The sequence below is a fragment of the Enterobacter sp. MGH 38 genome, from assembly GCF_000492855.1.
Classification (GTDB): Bacteria; Pseudomonadota; Gammaproteobacteria; order Enterobacterales; family Enterobacteriaceae; genus Enterobacter; species Enterobacter hormaechei_C.
Genome location: NZ_KI535608.1, coordinates 191,429 through 209,062, shown reverse-complemented (window position 1 = coordinate 209,062; position 17,634 = coordinate 191,429). Strand labels below are relative to the sequence as shown.

General features: G+C 57.2%; 16 protein-coding genes and 1 other RNA gene. 4 read left to right on the top strand and 13 right to left on the bottom strand.

The genetic code is table 11. The features are described from left to right. Nucleotides 1-2: 2 nt before the first annotated feature. Entirely contained in the window at nucleotides 3-263 is a 261-nt protein-coding gene (locus L384_RS10325; RefSeq protein WP_015571255.1) for a type B 50S ribosomal protein L31, read from the bottom strand. A 216-nt stretch (nucleotides 264-479) separates the two neighbouring features. On the opposite strand from L384_RS10325, the gene L384_RS10330 reads away from it, so the two are divergent. Next, complete coding sequence (locus tag L384_RS10330) at nucleotides 480-2,039, top strand: EAL domain-containing protein (RefSeq protein WP_023324242.1); 1,560 nt, start codon at nucleotides 480-482, stop codon at nucleotides 2,037-2,039. 51 nt (nucleotides 2,040-2,090) lie between these two features. On the opposite strand, the gene L384_RS10335 is transcribed toward L384_RS10330, so the two are convergent. The 3 genes from L384_RS10335 to L384_RS10345 all read right to left on the bottom strand — a co-directional run bounded on the left by L384_RS10335 (nucleotide 2,091) and on the right by L384_RS10345 (nucleotide 7,043). Beyond that, on the bottom strand, nucleotides 2,091-5,180 hold the full coding sequence (locus L384_RS10335; protein WP_023324241.1) for a beta-galactosidase: 3,090 nt from the start codon (nucleotides 5,178-5,180) through the stop codon (nucleotides 2,091-2,093). 103 nt (nucleotides 5,181-5,283) lie between these two features. Further along, nucleotides 5,284-6,354, bottom strand: a complete 1,071-nt coding sequence (locus tag L384_RS10340; protein WP_023324240.1) for a LacI family DNA-binding transcriptional regulator — start codon at nucleotides 6,352-6,354, stop codon at nucleotides 5,284-5,286. A gap of 77 nt (nucleotides 6,355-6,431) precedes the next feature. Beyond that, the gene (locus L384_RS10345; RefSeq protein ID WP_023324239.1) at nucleotides 6,432-7,043 is read right to left on the bottom strand and encodes a membrane protein YczE; all 612 of its coding nucleotides are present in this window, start codon (nucleotides 7,041-7,043) and stop codon (nucleotides 6,432-6,434) included. 84 nt (nucleotides 7,044-7,127) lie between these two features. On the opposite strand from L384_RS10345, the gene L384_RS10350 reads away from it, so the two are divergent. Then, nucleotides 7,128-8,549 carry a MocR-like transcription factor YczR gene (locus L384_RS10350; protein WP_022650488.1) on the top strand — a complete coding sequence of 474 codons (1,422 nt, stop codon included), beginning with the start codon at nucleotides 7,128-7,130 and terminating at the stop codon, nucleotides 8,547-8,549. Between the two features lie 70 nt (nucleotides 8,550-8,619). On the opposite strand, the gene L384_RS10355 is transcribed toward L384_RS10350, so the two are convergent. The 3 genes from L384_RS10355 to ffs form a co-directional block, all read right to left on the bottom strand. After that, on the bottom strand, nucleotides 8,620-8,835 hold the full coding sequence (locus L384_RS10355; RefSeq protein WP_015571263.1) for a hypothetical protein: 216 nt from the start codon (nucleotides 8,833-8,835) through the stop codon (nucleotides 8,620-8,622). Further along, on the bottom strand, nucleotides 8,832-9,083 hold the full coding sequence (locus L384_RS10360) for a hypothetical protein (protein ID WP_006809862.1): 252 nt from the start codon (nucleotides 9,081-9,083) through the stop codon (nucleotides 8,832-8,834). The genes L384_RS10355 and L384_RS10360 overlap by 4 nt, the downstream gene beginning before the upstream one ends. Before the next feature lie 246 nt (nucleotides 9,084-9,329). Then, nucleotides 9,330-9,426: signal recognition particle sRNA small type (gene ffs / locus L384_RS21945), an RNA gene on the bottom strand. 170 nt (nucleotides 9,427-9,596) lie between these two features. Between ffs and L384_RS10365 the strand changes: the two genes are divergently transcribed. After that, nucleotides 9,597-9,908 (top strand): MGMT family protein, encoded by a 312-nt coding sequence (locus L384_RS10365; protein ID WP_023315530.1) that lies wholly within the window; start codon nucleotides 9,597-9,599, stop codon nucleotides 9,906-9,908. 37 nt (nucleotides 9,909-9,945) lie between these two features. Here L384_RS10365 and L384_RS10370 read toward each other — a convergent pair whose 3' ends face one another. Then, nucleotides 9,946-10,473 (bottom strand): YbaY family lipoprotein, encoded by a 528-nt coding sequence (locus tag L384_RS10370; protein WP_003859018.1) that lies wholly within the window; start codon nucleotides 10,471-10,473, stop codon nucleotides 9,946-9,948. A gap of 203 nt (nucleotides 10,474-10,676) precedes the next feature. Here L384_RS10370 and tesB point away from each other — a divergent pair, with 203 nt between their 5' ends. Continuing rightward, nucleotides 10,677-11,537 (top strand): acyl-CoA thioesterase II, encoded by an 861-nt coding sequence (gene tesB / locus L384_RS10375; protein ID WP_023324238.1) that lies wholly within the window; start codon nucleotides 10,677-10,679, stop codon nucleotides 11,535-11,537. 93 nt (nucleotides 11,538-11,630) lie between these two features. Here the strand turns inward: tesB and amtB are convergent, their stop codons facing one another. The 5 genes from amtB to L384_RS10400 form a co-directional block, all read right to left on the bottom strand. After that, a complete protein-coding gene (gene amtB, locus L384_RS10380) occupies nucleotides 11,631-12,917 on the bottom strand; it encodes an ammonium transporter AmtB (RefSeq protein ID WP_022650485.1) in 1,287 nt (428 codons plus the stop codon). Nucleotides 12,918-12,952: 35 nt separating this feature from the next. Next, nucleotides 12,953-13,291 (bottom strand): P-II family nitrogen regulator, encoded by a 339-nt coding sequence (gene glnK / locus L384_RS10385; protein ID WP_006809867.1) that lies wholly within the window; start codon nucleotides 13,289-13,291, stop codon nucleotides 12,953-12,955. Nucleotides 13,292-13,502: 211 nt separating this feature from the next. Further along, complete coding sequence (locus L384_RS10390) at nucleotides 13,503-15,284, bottom strand: SmdB family multidrug efflux ABC transporter permease/ATP-binding protein (RefSeq protein WP_022650484.1); 1,782 nt, start codon at nucleotides 15,282-15,284, stop codon at nucleotides 13,503-13,505. Then, nucleotides 15,277-17,031, bottom strand: coding sequence for a SmdA family multidrug ABC transporter permease/ATP-binding protein (locus L384_RS10395; protein WP_023324237.1), 1,755 nt, complete (start codon nucleotides 17,029-17,031; stop codon nucleotides 15,277-15,279). The genes L384_RS10390 and L384_RS10395 overlap by 8 nt, the downstream gene beginning before the upstream one ends. Before the next feature lie 30 nt (nucleotides 17,032-17,061). Further along, entirely contained in the window at nucleotides 17,062-17,520 is a 459-nt protein-coding gene (locus tag L384_RS10400; protein WP_015571267.1) for an Lrp/AsnC family transcriptional regulator, read from the bottom strand. Nucleotides 17,521-17,634: the final 114 nt, after the last annotated feature.

Below are 17,634 nucleotides of genomic sequence, written 5' to 3'. Positions count from 1 at the left end.
GATTAGCCTCGCTTCGCATCAAGAAAGCCGCCAAAACGCTTGCGGAAGCGTGCCGCGCTGCCATCTGTCGAGAAGGTCTTCTGCTTCCCGGTATAAAACGGATGTGATTTAGAGGAGACATCAAGAGTAACGTAAGGATACGTTTTCCCCTCAAGCTCAATTTCACGATCTGTCTTAATCGTTGAGCCAACTTTAAAATATTCATTAGCCGTGGTGTCGTGAAACACAACGGTGCGATAGGTTGGATGGATATTCGGTTTCATCTCTGGCCTTCATGTATTGTTATAACATAACAAAATACTATCTGAGCTTTGCTGCAAAAACAACCCCTGTGACGCGCAGCCTGTTTTTGAAAGGTTTATTCAGATACCTGCCTGAGACGGTTGCATGCTATAACTATATCATTTACCGATAAAAACTTTTTCCTCTGGCGCGCAAACTCCAGGCCCGGGGCGGGCATATGGGAAGGATAAAACAGCATGCGAACCCGACATCTGGTCAGCCTGGTGACAGGCGTACTGATCTTCTCTGTGCTGGTCCCTGTGTGCCTCAGTATCTGGCTGGCGCATCGTCAGGCTGAGGAGAAATTTGTGGACGCGCTGGACAGCTATGCCTCGCGTGTCCTGATCCGTACCGACAGAGTCGTTGCGCAAGCAAAACAGGCGCTCACGCACCTACAGACATTCCACGCCCCGCCCTGCACTCCCCCGCATTTACGCGAAATGCGCCGGGTCGCGTTCTCATGGCGCTATATCCAGGAAGTGATGTATATCGATAACCTGAAACCGCTCTGCTCATCGCTTGAACAATCCAGTGATACGGCGATCTTACCGCCCCCAATGCGGATCACCGAAGATGGTTATAGCGCGTGGCTCACCTCGCAAAACGACCTCGGCATTCAGCGTTATATGGCCGTTCTGGGGAAAGGACATTATCTGGTAATGGTCGATCCGGCGTCGCTTGTGGATGTTGTTCCGTTTGGTGAAATCTCAATGGATGCCGCCCTGGTGGGCAGCTCAACCCATCATATATTTGCCAGAAGCAATGTTCTCGACCCGTATATTCTCTCTGTCGTTAAGGAGCAGCAGGACGTTACGCGCGTGCAATACAACGGCTCAATGTACGTGATGAAACCTGTACCCGAACTGGGGTTTACGGTGATCGCGTGGGCGTCGTTAAAACCGCTGGCGGCTTCCTGGCACCAGCAACTGATCATCTGGCTACCGGCTGGCATACTGCTAAGCCTGGTTGCTACCCTTATTGTCCTGCGCATTCTGCGCCGTTTGCTGTCCCCGCGTCACCGCCTGATCGACGCGATCAACAACCGGGAGATCGAGGTTCACTACCAGCCCATCGTGGCGCTGTGTAGTGGAAAACTGGTGGGTGCTGAAGCGCTGATGCGCTGGCCCCAGCCGGATGGCAGTAACCTGTCGCCTAATCTCTTTGTTCCGCTGGCTGAGCAGACAGGGCTTATTTCAACGCTGACGCGGCTAGTAGTAAATGAGGTATTTGAGGATCTAGGCGCCTGGCTGCACCATCACCCGGAACTGCATATTTCTGTCAACCTTGCGCCATCGGATTTAACGTCCCCCGAGCTGCCTCGCCAGCTGAGTCAGTTGCTCAACAAATGGGGCGTCCACCCGCGCCAGATCGCCCTTGAATTAACCGAGCGCGGGTTTGCCGATCCTGCCGTCAGCGTACCTGCTATCGCTGCATTTCGCCGCGCCGGGCACGCTATCTACATTGATGATTTTGGCACGGGTTACTCCAGCCTGAGCTATTTGCAGGATCTGGATGTCGATACTCTGAAGATTGATAAATCCTTTGTGGATGCGCTGGAGTACAAGCACGTGACTCCCCACATCATCGAAATGGCCAAATCGCTTAAACTGGCGATGGTCGCAGAAGGCATTGAAACTGAAGGGCAGATCGAATGGTTGCATCGCCACGGCGTGCAGTACGGCCAGGGCTGGTATTTCAGCAAGGCGCTGCCTAAAGAGGATTTCATTCTCTGGGCCGCGCACAACCTCAGGAAATAAACCGATTGTGCGGTGTTACGTGCGGCCACGGCAGTGGCCGCACGTTTCGGCTCAGCCGTTTTGCTGCCAGCTAAACGTGTAGCGCAGCCGGCGGTTTTGCAGAATGAAGGCCGGGGCTACGCTCGGGCTCCATGAGTCGTCCCCCCCTACGCCCATGTGAAACGCATCAAGATTCAACCAGCAGCCAGCCTCTTCCCGCAGCAAGTGCTGATGCGTTGTCTCATGCAGCTGCCGCTGGCTATAACGGCTCAGGGAGAAATGGAACTGTCCCTGCAACTGATGGGAGCCAAACGTCAGCTCGCGGGTGTCGCAGCGCAAACCGTTCTCCGTCGGGAAGATATACGGCGTCTGCATCTCTTCCAGCGGTAACGCCCAGCGCCCCTGCTGCGCCGCCAGTTTTCTGTCCGGATAGTTTTCCAGCGGGCCTAGTCCCAGCCAGCGCACCGTTTCCGGGATATCCGCCATCATAACGCTCAGGCCCACGCGAGCGGGCTCAGGAATGTCAGACGCCACCGTCACCTGCACATCACCGTGCAGCACCCCGTGGTCATCAATCCGCCAGACCTTGCAGCTGATAAACAGCGCTTTACCCTGATGCTCCCAGACGTGCTGCGTGGTCACTATCACCTCACGGTTATGCTGCTCCGCTTCACACTGGAGGAGGCGCGCGGACATCTCATACATCCCTGCCGCTTTCCAGCGTTCCACCCACGCGTTCGGATCGATGCGGGTCGCCTCGCTGACGCCAATGTCATTGTCCAGCGGCGCGCGGGTGAAGTTATCCGTTAGCGGAGAACGGAGCGTTTCAGCGCCCTCGTTCCACCACTGGGTCAAGTTTCCGGTGAGACGGCTAAACTGCCAGCGCTGCTGCTGATGAGTAATGTCCAGCGCCTCGTCCTGCACCGTTAGCTGCGGAGGGGTTCCGCCTGCTTTCGGTGGCGCAAGGTACAGCGGCGCCGGAAGCGGCCACTGATCCCAGGCACAACGGTGGCCGGGCGGCGACCACGGCGTGGCCTGCGGCTGAACGATCTCCACGTTGAGCCAGACCTCGCCCGGCTCAGCGACAAGTTCAGGCAGCGGGATCTCAACGTGCTGCGTCCCCTCGGGCGCAACAGAAAGGGGTGTTTCGCCGGAAGCCAGTACCGCACCGTCACGCGCCACCGACCATCGCAGATACTCGTTGTCAGTATGACGGAACAGATAATCGCTCTGGATCTCGACGACCAGCGGAGCGGTGCTCACCAGCGTAAAGGTAAAGAACTGCTGGGCACGCTGCGCCTCGTAAAGGGCGGGATGCGGAGTGCGATCGGGAAACACCAGTCCGTTGAGGCAGAACTGACGGTCGTTGGGCTTATCGCCAAAATCGCCGCCGTAGGCCCAGAATACCGTGCCGTCTTCCGCTTTTTTCGTCAGCGCCTGATCGACCCAGTCCCAGACAAAGCCGCCCTGCAACCGGGGATGGCTGCGGAATGCCTGCCAGTAGCTGGCAAAGCCGCCAAAGCTGTTGCCCATCGCGTGGGCATACTCGCACAGGATCAGCGGACGGGTTTCGTCCGGCATACCAATCCACTTTTTAATCGACCACTTTGGCACCGCCGGGAACGGCTGATCCTGATCGACGCGAGCGTACATCGGGCAGACAATATCGGTTGCCGCCGTACTGGCGCCGCCGCCTTCATACTGCACCGGCCGCGTGGGATCGGTGGTTTTCAGCCAGCGGTACAGCGCATCGTGATTCGCCCCATGCCCGGACTCATTCCCCAGGGACCAGATGATGATGGACGGATGATTCCGGTCCCGCTGCACCATACGCGTTACGCGTTCGCTCATGGCAGGCAGCCAGCGCGGATCGTCCGCCAGGCGGCTCATTGGCACCATGCCATGGGTTTCAATATTCGCCTCATCAACCACGTACAGGCCGTAGCGATCGCAAAGCGTGTACCACAGAGGATGGTTCGGATAATGCGAGCAGCGCACGGCGTTGAAGTTATGCTGCTTCATCAGTTCGATGTCGCGGCGCATGGTCGCCTCATCCATCACCTGCCCCTTCTCAGGATGATGTTCGTGACGGTTCACGCCGCGGATCAGCAGCGGTTTGCCGTTAAGCTTCAGCTGGCCGTTGCTGATTTCGACGCGTCTGAAACCGACATTGCAGGCTTCAGTCTCCAGCACGTTACCCTGCGCATCCCGAAGCGACATTGTCAGCCGATAGCATTCCGGTGTTTCAGCGCTCCATAGCGCAGGAGCGTTCACGGGTATCGCCACCCTAAGCCGTTCTGCCCAACTGCCGCGTTCGTCCACGATGGCCGATCCGGGCTGCTGCGTGGTTTGCGCGCAGGCTTCGCCGTTACGCCACAGGGTAAACGCCACCTCGCATTCGGCGTAGCGTGTGCCTTCCAGCGCAACGTCAACCCGGAGTATCGCCCGATCGCATTCGGCATTCAGATCGGTCACGATCTGATAATCGGCAATTCGCGTTTCCGGCTTGTGCAGCAGCGAGACGTCACGGAAAATGCCACTCATCCGCCACATGTCCTGATCTTCCAGATAGCTTCCGTCGCACCAGCGTAACACCATCACCGCCAGGCGGTTCTGCCCCGGTCGCAGCACCGCGCTGAGATCGAACTCCGCAGGCAGACGGCTGTCCTGCGAATAGCCCATCCACTGGCCGTTACACCACAGATGAAAAGCTGAATTCACCCCGTCAAAAATAATGCGGGTTTGCCCGCTGCACATCCAGGCGTCATCCATCTCAAATGTGAGCGAGTAACAACCGGTTGGGTTTTCAACCGGAACATAGGGCGGGTTCACATTTATCGGATAGGTGACGTTGGTATAGATGGGAGTATCAAATCCCTGCATCTGCCAGTTCGACGGCACGGGCATCTCAACGGCATCAGCCAGATCGTCCGTTATCCATGCCTCCGGAACCTGCTCTGGCGCCGGGAAAAAGCTGAATCGCCAGATGCCGTTAAGCAGACGCTTGCTCCGCGAAGGCTTATCCTCGCGGGCGAAAGTTTCATCGCGCCAGCTATGAAAAGGCGCGTGTGCGGCCAGACGATTCCACTGCGTCACACCCGGGTTTTCCCAGTCACGACGCGCCAGAAGTGCGCTGAGAGTCAGCGGCAATGTAGAAGACATATCAACCTCTTTGCGAAGCGCTCACAATTTTAGCCAACATGCCCTGGTAAACGGTAGCGGTAAAGACTTTGATCGTCACCAGGCGAGCACGATCACAAAAGTGCTAGCTGCGCGCCAGTTTCTCCGCCAGCAGCGCCAGCGTTCTGAGCTGTTGCGCAAGATCTTCACGATCGGCCTGCTGTGCGGCGCGCGGCGCGGTGGAATGACGCACGATCAACGTAACGGGAAGTTGTTCCTGCCAGCATTCGTCGTGATGGGCAGGTGCCATCAGCCACTCCACGCTGCGCTCACCGGCCTCGCGGAACGCCTGCCGAACGGTGGTGAGCGGAGGTGAAAACCACGCGCTGTCAGCCGTATCATCAAACCCGACAACCGAGATCTGCCCCGGTACCGCAACGCCTTTTTCCGCACAGGCGCGTAAAACGCCAAGCGCCATCTGATCGTTAGCGACGAGGATCGCCTCCGGCAGCTGCGCGCCCGCCAGGAGCTGATGCCCTTTCTCATAGCCCGAAGCCGCGCTCCAGTCGCCCTGCGCCACCGCAAACGCCTCCACGCCGGCCTGAGCCAGCGTGGTTTTCCATCCCGCCAGACGAGCCCGGGCAGAGACAGAACTTTCCGGCCCGGCGAGCAGCGCAATTCGCTGGTGCCCCAGCGAAAGCAGATGCTCTGCCCCCAGGGCAGCGCCCTGTTCGGCATTGAAAACGAGACTGTTAACCCGAGCTGTGGGGGACACATCGAGAAAAAGAACCGGGGTCGGCGAGGCCATTTCCTGAAGCATTTCTGCCAGGGCATCTTCCAGCGGAACGTTCACCAGCAGCGCCTCTACGCGCTGCGCCAGTAATTCCTGCAAAGCAGCCTGACACTGCGCGGGTTGCTCCACCATGGAGATGAGTACGCTAGCCCCCTGCTCCACTGCCCGGGATTTTACAGCTGAGGCGATTTGCGACGGCGCATGTAGCGCCAGATCGCTGGTCATCAGCCCCAGCGTGCGGGTGCGTTTCCCGGCCAGCTGCTGCGCGCCACGGTTGGGCACATAGTGTAGCGCCGCCATGGCCTGCCGGACCTTTTCCCGCGTACGGGCAGAAACGTGTTCCGCGTCGTTAATCACCCGGGAAACGGTCTGATAAGAAACGCCTGCCACGCGGGCAACGTCATAAAGAGTGATCGCTTTCATACATTCTGGCGTCGTGAAAAGAGAAGTCTCTATTCTGACACAGTTACGCCATCATAGCCTGTGAGCGCTTCGCAAAATTAAACAATCCGCTCCGGCTGTGCAGCTTTCTGAATGCGCGGTCTCTGGCGAAACCACGGCAAACAGAGCTGGATCAGCGGGCCGATGGTTAATGCATACAGCACGGTTCCAACGCCAAACGCTCCCCCGAGGAGGTAGCCGACGATCAACACAGTCACCTCGATCGCGGTACGCACGCTGCGGATCGACCAGCCCAGCCGGGCGTGTATGCCGGTCATCAGGCCGTCGCGCGGGCCTGCGCCAAAACCCGCGCCGATATACATCCCGGTGGCAAGGGCGTTAACCACAATGCCGGAAACCAGCAGGGTGATGCGCACGGGCAGCGAGGTGAGCTCAGGGATCAGCGCCATTGACGCATCTGCCGCCAGACCAATACAAATCACATTACTGATAGTGCCCAGCCCCGGCAGCTGACGCAGCGGGATCCACAGCAGCAGCACCGCTGCCCCGGTTAAAATAATCACCGTGCCGATGCTCATCCCTGTCTGGATGGCGACGCCAAGGTGAAAGACATCCCAAGGGTCGACACCCAGATCCGAACGAATAAACATCGCGGTTGAAAGCCCGTACAGGCCTAAACCGACATAAAGTTGTACCAGACGACGTACCATTTTCTCTTCTCCGAAGTACCAGGTTCCATCTTCGGTGAAAATGGCACTATGATTAATGTCCAGTTTTCAAATAGTGGACTGCACATGTCATCACGTCGTTTTGGAAGCCAGTCTCTGGTACGCCTGTTAGGGCACTGGCAGCAAGCCTCTTCCCGTACCCCGCTGTGGCGCCAGCTGGCTGACGCGTTACGCCTGTTGATTCTGGATGGCAGGCTGGCGCTAAACACGCGCCTGCCCGGAGAGCGGGAGCTGGCCACCGCACTGAGCGTAAGCCGCACCACCATCAGCAGCGCGCTGGCGCATCTGCGGGAAGAAGGTTATCTGGAGAGCCGTCACGGCAGCGGTTCGCGGGCGATCCTGCCAGACAGCCGCGCCGTGCCCACGCTTTCCACAGCCAGTGCGGCGCTGGATCTCTCAACCGCCGCGCTCAATGCGGGGCCAGAGATCCACCAGGCCTACGCCCACGCGCTGACGGCCATCACGCCGAATCTGGCGCTGACCGGGTACGATCAGCTTGGGCTTCCGGCGCTGCGTGAAGCTATCGCCGCCCGCTACACCGCACGCGGTCTGCCCACCCGGGCAGACGAAGTGATGGTGGTGAACGGCGCCGTCAGCGGCTTTGCCCTGATCTTAAGAATGATGACCGGTCCCGGGGATCGCGTGGTGGTGGATCATCCCACTTACCCGCTGGCAATAGCCGCCATTCAGGGAGCACTATGCCGGCCCGTGGGCGTCTCGCTGCCTGAAACGGGTTGGGATACCGACGGTTTTGCCGCAACGCTCGCCCAGACCGCCCCGCGTCTGGCCTATCTGATGCCGGATTTTCATAATCCGACCGGGCGTTGCATGGATGCCGCGACGCGCCAGACCATAACCGACATCGCCGCGCAAACCCGCACCACGCTGGTGGTGGATGAAACCATGGTCGATCTCTGGTTCGATGCTCCCCCGCCGCCGCCGCTGGCCGCCTTTAACCCGGAGGCCGCGGTGATGACGCTGGGTTCCGCAGGCAAAAGTTTCTGGGGTGGGCTGCGTCTCGGCTGGATCCGCGCCTCGTCCCGCACTATCGCCACGCTCGCGCAGACGCGCGACACGCTGGATCTGGGTTCTCCGGTGCTGGAACAACTGGCCACGCTGTGGCTTATCGAAAACAGTGAAACCTTCCTGCCTGCCCGGCGGGAAATGCTGGCAGAACGTCGCGACCGCTGCGGCCAGATGCTGCGGGAACATTTCCCCGAATGGCGGTTTCAGGAAGCGGAGGGAGGGCTCTCATACTGGATTGAATTACCCGGCATGCTGGCGACGCAGCTGGCGGCACGCGCCGAGACGACAGGCATCATTATGGGCACCGGCACGCGCTTTGGGCTTTCAGGCGCGTTTGACCGCTATCTGCGAATGCCCTTCTCACTCAGTCCGCCAGAACTTGAAGAGGCATTATTGCGGATCAAACCGCTGTGGCGTGCGTTAAATAAAAGTGTAGCGCCAGTAAAACGGAGCCTGGTGTAAATTATTCGCCAGAAACAATAAAAACTGCTGACTGTAACGCATGCAGTCAGCAGTTTTCATGAAGAACAGCTTAATGTTGAGGAGGAATCGGGAAGCCTTTCAGCGAAATAATGAAATTATCCCCTTCTTTCTTTATTTTTGCACCGGTATCACACCAGTCAGACGCAATTCGAAAGAACTCATCACTTCCTACATTCCAGCCAAGACGAACATGTTTCACGTAGCCGGAACGTAACAGATTGCAGGCCTCGTTGTAGTCACTGGCAGTCGATAGTTGTTGTTTCATTTTCTCTTCTTCAGAAGTTTACGTAGTGCTTTGATTTCTTTAGGAGTAAATGGAGTTACGCTCTCTTCTTCCGTATGCTGATTATCAACATCCTCTTCCGATACTCCCGCCTCTTCTACTGCTTCAAATGCCAGCAGCAGCAGTTTCTCTGTGGTCACGCTTAAATTCTCATTATTGTCTTCCGCATAGTGGCGAAGTCTTTCTTTTAGCGCTTCATCAATTTTAACGTTTAAAACCGCAGTAACCATGATTGTCACATCCTTTCGGAACACGTGTTTAATTTAATACACGAAGATAAGTTTGTTATCCAGATATATATTTTTTAGCTTATGACAGAATAAAGGCATCCGAAAATAAAATGACAGTCTATTATTACAGGTTTATGACATTATTATTTCAGTTAAATGAAGGCTGTATTACAGAAAATACAATAGTCACATAATTTAGAAGGTTTATTCAGGGGAACAACTGAGAGGATCACAAATGGGTGGGGGCCCTGCCAGCTACATCCCGGCACCCACGTCGTCTGCCCTGGCTGCTTCCTTCCGGACCTGACCTGGTGAACAGAGTAGCGTTGCGGGAGAACCAACAGAGCCCCCATTGAGAGCGTTGATAACCAACGCGCTGGCGCATTATCCCTGTGGAGCACCTCAATTGCAAGCCGCTGACAACCGGATGCTGGATTATTGCGCAAACTGCCCCGACAATCTTCTTTATCTTCGTATAACATTACCCTTCGCTGATTTCCCGCAGGAGAAACAATGGACGAACATGACAATTTCCCACAGCGAGTGTGGCAAATCGTGGCTTCGATTCCGGAAGGCTGTGTCACGACCTATGGGGAAGTCGCCCGGCTGGCGGGTTCTCCGCGCGCGGCGCGTCAGGTTGGAGGCGTGCTGAGAAGGCTACCGGAGGGAAGCACGTTACCGTGGCACCGGGTCGTCAATCGCCATGGCGCCATTTCCCTCACCGGGCCAGACTTGCAGCGCCAGCGTCAGGCATTACTCTCAGAAGGGGTACAGGTGTCTGGGGCAGGACAGATTGATATGCAGAAGTATCGCTGGGAGTACTGACGCCCTCTCCCGTCAACATGGAGAGGGCGAAGGAAAATTACATCTGTGTTGGGGGTGTAGGCAGAGTCGGCTGATTGGTTTGCGTTGCAACAGGCACTTCAGTTTGCTGCACCGGTACCAGGGTCAGGTCGATTTTGGTGCCGCCTTTGTTGACCGCTTCCTGTACGGTATCGGTGATAAAGACCAGCTTATCGTTGATCGTTACCGCCGCGCTCAGGAGGATACGCGCGTTAGGCTGGACGTCAGACGGGTTGTACGGCAGCACGAAGCTGAACGGCGCCTGTTTACCCTCTGTACGAACTGCACGCTGTGCAAGGACTTTAGACGGTGCATCCGCCAGAGACGCATCGGATAACGTGACCGTTAAAACCGCGTCCGGCGGCAGAGCGACTTTCTGTTTGATCCAGATGGTACCGGACACGTTAGGCTGTCGAATAGCTTGCTGTGAAAGGGTGTTAATCCCGTTTGGGGTCGCCGTTGGTACCGCTACATCGGCACTCTTATCCGCACAGGCGGACAACGCCACCGCCATTGCAACACCGCTTAACATAGGCACGAGTTTCATTGAAGTCTCCTTATCATCAATGCACCGGCGGGATCGATCCCATCCGATGTCGTTTTATTCACATAACGTAAACAAGTGTGGCACAAATCACGGATTTATGCCTAATTTTGCCCAGGTATTAAGATTATTCTACCCATCGGACCACTATCGTTTCTGCGTTATACTCAGCGTATCTTTCGCCACGGCGTTTATTGAGGACCACTATGAGTCAGGCACTGAACAATCTGCTGACATTGCTTAACCTGGAAAAAATAGAAGAAGGGCTATTTCGCGGACAGAGCGAAGATTTAGGCTTACGCCAGGTTTTTGGCGGCCAAGTCGTGGGGCAAGCGCTGTATGCCGCCAAGGAGACCGTCCCGGCAGACCGTCTGGTGCACTCGTTTCACAGCTACTTTTTACGCCCCGGTGACAGCGCTAAACCGATTGTGTACGACGTGGAAGTTCTGCGTGACGGCCAAAGCTTCAGCGCCCGTCGCGTGGCGGCCATCCAGCATGGGAAACCCATTTTCTACATGACCGCCTCCTTCCAGGCGCCAGAGCCGGGCTATGAGCATCAAAAACAGATGCCGTCTGCCCCGTCGCCGGACGATCTGAAATCGGAAACCGAAATAGCCCGCGCACTCGCGCATCTGTTGCCGCCGCAGGTAAAAGAGAAGTTTCTGTGCGATAAACCGCTGGAGATCCGCCCGGTCGAATTTCATAACCCAATGAAGGGGCATACCGCTGAGCCCACCCGCCAGGTGTGGATCCGCGCCAACGGCAGCGTACCGGCAGACTTGCGCGTGCAGCAGTATCTGCTGGGTTATGCGTCGGATTTCAACTTCCTGCCGGTTGCGCTACAGCCGCACGGCGTGGGATTCCTGGAAAAAGGGATGCAGGTAGCCACAATTGACCATTCCATGTGGTTCCATCGTCCTTTCGATATGAACGAGTGGCTGCTTTACAGCGTGGAAAGTACCTCTGCGTCCAGCGCGCGCGGTTTTGTTCGCGGGGAATTTTACACCCAGGATGGTGTGCTGGTGGCTTCTACCGTGCAGGAAGGTGTGATGCGTAATCGCGGGTGAGGTAAAAAGCCCGGTGGCTATGCTTACCGGGCCTGCAAATTACGCTTTTTCAGGCCGGGTAAGGCGAAGCCGCCGCCCGGCAAGGCACTCAAATTATGCGTTATAGGCATTCTCGCCGTGGCTGTTGACGTCCAGGCCTTCGCGCTCCTGCTCTTCCGGCACGCGCAGCCCAACGGTCATATCAGCCAGCTTGTAACCGATAAAGGCCACAACACCCGACCAGACAACGGTGATTGCGATACTTTCCAGCTGTACCAGCACCTGATGCCCCATGGTTACACCTTCTGCGTAACCCACACCGCCCAGAGATTGGGCAGCAAAGATACCGGTCATGATACAGCCGACAATGCCGCACACACCGTGCACGCCGAATACATCACACGGATCGTCAACGCGCAGAACACGTTTCAGTGCGGTAACGCCCCACAGCCCCGCCAGTCCTGCGACGATACCGATCAGCAGCGCACCGCCTACGCCCACGTAACCGCACGCTGGCGTAATACCTACCAGACCGGCAATCGCCCCGGAACAGGCACCCAGCAGCGATGGCTTGCCGCGAACGGCCCACTCGCCAAATACCCATGAGAGGATAGCGCCGGCGGTTGCCACAACGGTATTCACGAAGGCCAGTGCAGCGATTTCGTTAGCGGCGCTGGCTGAACCTGCGTTGAAGCCGAACCAGCCAAAGTAGAGGATGGCGGTGCCGGTAAAGACCATCGGCAGATTGTGCGGCTTGAATGCTTCCTTCCCGAAGCCCACGCGCTTGCCAATCAGGTAGGCGCCTACCAGGCCTGCTACCGCGGCGTTGATGTGCACAACGGTACCACCCGCAAAGTCCAGCGCGCCATGGGAAGCCAACAGACCACCGCCCCAGACCATATGCGCAATCGGGATATAGGAGAGCGTCAGCCAGACCACCACGAAAATCAGTACCGCAGAGAAGCGGATACGCTCAGCCAGCGCGCCCACAATCAGCCCCACGGTGATGCAGGCGAATGAGCCCTGAAACGCGACATGAATATACTGATAGAAGCTGCCCATAACCGCGGTCAGTTCGATATTTTTCAGCATCGCCCAGTTAACGTTGCCGAAGAAGGCGTTGCCCTCCCCGAAGGCCAGCGAGTAACCGTAAACCACCCACAGCACGCACACCAGCGCAAACGTGACGGCAACCTGCGTCAGCATGGAGAGTACGTTCTTGCCGCGGATCAGGCCGCCGTAAAACAGCGCGATCCCCGGAATCGTCATGAACAGCACCAGCGCGGTGCAAATCATCATAAAGGCGTTATCGGCTTTGTCTGCCACAGCAGGTGCGGCCATTGCCAGGCCCGGCAGCAGTGCCAGCGACCCCAGACCTGTTTTCATTGTTGCTTTCTTCATTTTCTCGATCCCTATCACTGTGTGCCAGGAGTTACTTACAACGCCGCTTCGTCAGATTCGCCGGTACGGATGCGAATAACGCGCTGTAGTTCGGCAACGAAAATTTTGCCGTCGCCAATTTTTCCGGTGTAGGCCGCTTTGCTGACGACATCAATCACCTCATCAAGCTGATCGTCGGCAATCGCCACATCAATTTTCACTTTTGGCAGGAAGTTAACGCTGTATTCCGCCCCGCGATAAAGCTCGGCATGACCTTTCTGACGCCCAAAGCCTTTCACTTCGGTGACAGTCAGTCCCTGAATACCCATTGAAGACAGCGCTTCACGCACGTCTTCGAGTTTGAATGGTTTGATTACCACCGTAACCAGCTTCATATATCCCCTCCAGTCAGAATTCGGTAATGGCCGCAGCTAACACGAGAGTGATATTGCAAAGGGTGTGCCAGAAGTGAAAGGTGAGGAGGAAAGCGCCGCAGCGCGCATGCGCCGGGAAAAAGTGAAAAAAAACGCACCATGGCAGTGCAGGGTGCGTTTCAGTTTTGCACCAACGGTTAAGTCTGTTAGCGCATTGCCTTGTTATGGTGCATCAGGCGCTGAGTGACTCTTCCTCGCGCACGCTGGCGGCCAGTTCGTCGCCTGCCAGCTGCAACTGATACATCTGCCAGTAGCGTCCTTTTGCCTCAAGCAGCGCTCTGTGTGTACCCCGTTCAACGGCCTGGCCACGGTGCAGAACCAGAATGGTATCGGCATCGACGATCGTTGACAGGCGGTGGGCGATCACCACCAGCGTAGTGTGATCCCGCACGGCAGCCAGCGCCTGCTGGATCGCCTGCTCGGTACCGGAGTCAATGCTTGCTGTCGCTTCATCCAGAATTAACACCTGCGGCGTCTCAATCAGCACGCGCGCCAGCGCCAGAAGTTGCTTTTGCCCGACGGAGAGGTTGTTGCCCTGCTCACCCAGCCGGGTATTGATCCCCTCGCTTAACCCGCGCGCCAGATCCGCCAGCTGCACCGTTTCCAGCACCTCCCATACCTGCTCAGGGGTGAAAGGACGCCCCAGCGTCACGTTAGCATAAAAGGTATCCGCCAGCACCACCGGATCCTGCTGCACCATCGCGACGCCCTTACGCAACGCGTTGTGGCTAAGCGAGGCAAGCGGCCGTCCGTCCAGACGGATCTCCCCCTGCGTCAACGGATAGTAGCCCATCAGCAAACTGGCGAGCGTGCTTTTGCCGCTGCCGGTATGCCCAACCAGGGCGACAAAACCACGCGACGGTACCTCGAGGTTGATATCCTGCAAGACAAGCTGGTCGTCGCGGTAGGCAAACGAGACATGATCAAACGCTATGGATCCACTTTCCAGCGGACGTTCGTCATCGCCATAGGTCTGACGCGGCCTGTCCATGAGTTCGAATACACGTTCGCCCGCGACCACTGCCTGTTGCAGCATCGACTGCTGCGTGGTGAGTTCAATCAGCGGTTCGTTAAGGCGTCCGAGGTAACTGATAAACGCGTACAGTACCCCCACCTCGATGGTTCCGCGCGTCGTCAGGCCGAACAGCATCAGCAGTCCGCACAGCACCAGCGCCGAGAAGAGGCTCAGCAGCGGACGTAACAGGAAACCGTCCAGGCGTAACGTCTGCATCCGCGCCATATAATGCGAGCGGCTGGCTTCCCCCATTCGCTCACCAAAACGCGCCTGCTGGCGAAACTGCTGAATAACGCTCATGCCGTTGATCACTTCGTTGAAGCCATCATTGATATCTGCAAGGTAAGCGCGCACGCGGCGCACGATCGGCGTGCTGTAGCGCTGGTAAATCACCATCACGATCAGCACCGCCGGGAAAATGGTGATTGCCACCAGCGCCATCCGCCAGTCCAGGCTGAACATCGCCACCAGCATCGCGCCAATTAGCGCGGCACTGCGCAGAACCGTTGCAACAACGGTTACATAGAGGTCGCGGATCACCTCGGTGTCATTGGTGACGCGCGAAATAACCTGCCCGACCGGCTGGGTATCAAACTCGCTCAGCGGCTGGCGCAGCGCGGCATCCATCACGTCCGTGCGCAGCTGCTGCACCACGCCCACGGCGGCCCGGTTAAAGAGCAGTGACTGTGCGTAATGCAGCCCTGCCGCCGTCAGCTGTAGCCCGACGTACGCCACGCCCAGCCCGGCGACCAGGCCGAGAGGCAAATAGCTTTTCGCTACCATGTTATCGATGAAATAGCTGATAAGCAGCGGACCGGTCACCTCCGCAATCGCGGCGATCCACAGCAAGAGCACGGCGATGGAAAGCGGTTTGCGCCACGGTGAGCCATAGGCCAGCAGCCGTTTTAACGTCGGCCACATCTGTCCAAACTTACGCATCGGCCACCTCCTCATCCAGCGCGGCTTCAAGCTGTTGATAGCGGTACATATCCCGATACCAGCCGGTCTGCCCGGCGAGCTGCTCATGCTGACCACGCTGGGCAATATGCCCGTGCTGAAGCACCAGAATTTCACTGGCTTCGGTAAGCGCCGACAGACGGTGCGCGCTAATGATGACCGTGCGCCCCTCTCCCCACTGGCGAAGGTTATGCAGAATTTGATGTTCAGTACGCCCGTCAACCGCGGACAGCGCATCATCCAGAATCAGGATCTCAGCGTCCAGCAGTAGCGCGCGGGCAATAGAGATACGCTGTTTTTGTCCGCCGGAGAGCATAACGCCCCGCTCACCCACTTCCGTGTCGTAGCCCTGCGGCAGGCGCAGAATATCCTCGTGGACGCTGGCCAGACGCGCCACGTGCTCGATCTGGTCCTGTGTCGCCGTCGGACACCCGAGCGCAATATTGTTGGCAATGGTGTCTGAAAACAAAAACGGCGTCTGGCTGACGACCGCCAGGCGGCTGCGCCAGTCATCCAGCAGCAGACGTGGCAGAGGGATGTCGTGGAAACGGATATCGCCTTCGCTCACGTCAAAATGGCGCTGAATCAGTGACAGAATGGTGCTTTTACCGGAACCCGTCGGGCCGCAGATGCCCAGCATCTGACCAGGACGCAGCGTGAAACTGACGTTCTCAAGCACCGGATGTTCCGTTTGCGGGTAGATAAAGGCGCGGATATCAGCCTTGAGAATACCCGGACCTTCCGGTACCGGCTCGCTGCCATCGTTCACGACCGGCACTTCCGCCAGCATGGCGCGGATACGGCTGTAAGCGGCGCTCCCACGTTCAACGATATTAAACATCCAGGCCAGCGCCAGCATCGGCCAGATCATCAGCCCAAGGTACATCGCAAAGCTGGTTAACTGCCCGAGGGTCATGGAGCCTCGCACCACCATCCAGCTGCCGCCGCCCACCGCCAGCAGGTTCGCCATACCAATCGCAATATAAATTGTCGGATCGAAACGGGCATCAATACGCGCCACGCGCATGTTTTTCGCGCCGGTATCGGCGGCGTCGGCGGCAAACAGCGCGGACTGGCGGTCTTCCAGACCAAACGCTTTGATCATGCGGATGCTGGTCATGCTCTCCTGGGTGCGATCGTTCAGCGACGAGAACGCCGCCTGCGCCAGCTTAAAGCGTTCATGGAGCTGCTCGCCGTAGCGGTTAATTGCCAGCGCCATCAGCGGCATTGGCAGCAGCGCCAGCAGCGTGAGCTCCCAGCTAATTTGCGTAGACATCACAATCAATACCGCGCAGCCCATCACCAGGGAATCCACCAGCGTTAACACCCCTTCACCGGCGGCAAACACCACGCGGTCTACATCGTTAGTGGCGCGGGCGATGAGATCCCCGGTACGGTGACGCAGATAAAACTCAGGGTGCTGGCGGCTCAGCTGACGGTAAAAGTCCTCGCGCAGCTCAACGGCAAGCTGATAGGACGCACCGAACAGCAGCACGCGCCAGACATAACGCAGCAGGTAAACCACCACGGCCGTCAGCACCAGCGTACCGACCCACATCATCACCCGTGCGGCGGTGTAATGTTGTTCGGTAACGCCATCCACGACGTAGCCCACCACTTTGGGGGGGATCAGTTGCAGAATGGCAATGATAATAAGCAGGGCCACTGCGCCGAGGTAGCGTTGCCACTCCCGACGAAAGTACCAGCTTAATTGGGCAAATAATCGCACGCGGTCTTTTCCTGAAGGTATTTTAAGAAGTTATTCAATGGGTAACGCTGTGGTGTATTTAATCTGTTCCATGGCGAAGCTGGAGGTGACATCGGACAAGCCCGGTACGCTATTGACCAGCCGCTTGTAAAAATCATCGTAGCGCTTCATGTCTGCCACCTGAACGCGCATCAGATAGTCGTATTCCCCCGCCATGCGCCAGAAGCCGAGCACCTCGGGCATGTCGGAAACCTGCGTGACGAAGCGGCAGTACCATTCGCTGCTGTGATGCTGCGTTTTTATCAGGACGAAGGCGGTCAGTCCAAGCCCCAGTTTTTCGGGATCCAGCAGCGCCACACGTCCCAGCAGAATGCCATCATCTTCCAGCTTCTTGAGGCGCTTCCAGCACGGTGTGGTGGTCAGATTAACGGCATCTGCCAGCGCCTGCAAAGAGAGGGTACAGTCGCTTTGCAGCAAAGAAAGCAGCTTACGGTCAATTTTATCTAACATAGCCACCTCGAAGAGAAAATTATTCTCCTTACATTCTATTTTAAAGGTCAGATAGCAACAATTTTTTCTGTGCTTTTCGCTATGCTGGGCACAAAATGACAAACGGATAACTAC

Bases quoted from the DNA above. Each gene is read 5' to 3' on its own strand.
- L384_RS10370 (WP_003859018.1), bottom strand. From the start codon at position 10,473: ATGAAACTCGTGCCTATGTTAAGCGGTGTTGCAATGGCGGTGGCGTTG.
- L384_RS10350 (WP_022650488.1), top strand. From the start codon at position 7,128: ATGTCATCACGTCGTTTTGGAAGCCAGTCTCTGGTACGCCTGTTAGGG.
- amtB (WP_022650485.1), bottom strand. From the start codon at position 12,917: ATGAAGAAAGCAACAATGAAAACAGGTCTGGGGTCGCTGGCACTGCTG.
- L384_RS10335 (WP_023324241.1), bottom strand. From the start codon at position 5,180: ATGTCTTCTACATTGCCGCTGACTCTCAGCGCACTTCTGGCGCGTCGT.
- glnK (WP_006809867.1), bottom strand. From the start codon at position 13,291: ATGAAGCTGGTTACGGTGGTAATCAAACCATTCAAACTCGAAGACGTG.
- L384_RS10400 (WP_015571267.1), bottom strand. From the start codon at position 17,520: ATGTTAGATAAAATTGACCGTAAGCTGCTTTCTTTGCTGCAAAGCGAC.
- L384_RS10325 (WP_015571255.1), bottom strand. From the start codon at position 263: ATGAAACCGAATATCCATCCAACCTATCGCACCGTTGTGTTTCACGAC.
- L384_RS10365 (WP_023315530.1), top strand. From the start codon at position 9,597: ATGGACGAACATGACAATTTCCCACAGCGAGTGTGGCAAATCGTGGCT.
- L384_RS10345 (WP_023324239.1), bottom strand. From the start codon at position 7,043: ATGGTACGTCGTCTGGTACAACTTTATGTCGGTTTAGGCCTGTACGGG.
- L384_RS10340 (WP_023324240.1), bottom strand. From the start codon at position 6,354: ATGAAAGCGATCACTCTTTATGACGTTGCCCGCGTGGCAGGCGTTTCT.
- tesB (WP_023324238.1), top strand. From the start codon at position 10,677: ATGAGTCAGGCACTGAACAATCTGCTGACATTGCTTAACCTGGAAAAA.
- L384_RS10355 (WP_015571263.1), bottom strand. From the start codon at position 8,835: ATGAAACAACAACTATCGACTGCCAGTGACTACAACGAGGCCTGCAAT.
- L384_RS10360 (WP_006809862.1), bottom strand. From the start codon at position 9,083: ATGGTTACTGCGGTTTTAAACGTTAAAATTGATGAAGCGCTAAAAGAA.
- L384_RS10330 (WP_023324242.1), top strand. From the start codon at position 480: ATGCGAACCCGACATCTGGTCAGCCTGGTGACAGGCGTACTGATCTTC.
- L384_RS10390 (WP_022650484.1), bottom strand. From the start codon at position 15,284: ATGCGTAAGTTTGGACAGATGTGGCCGACGTTAAAACGGCTGCTGGCC.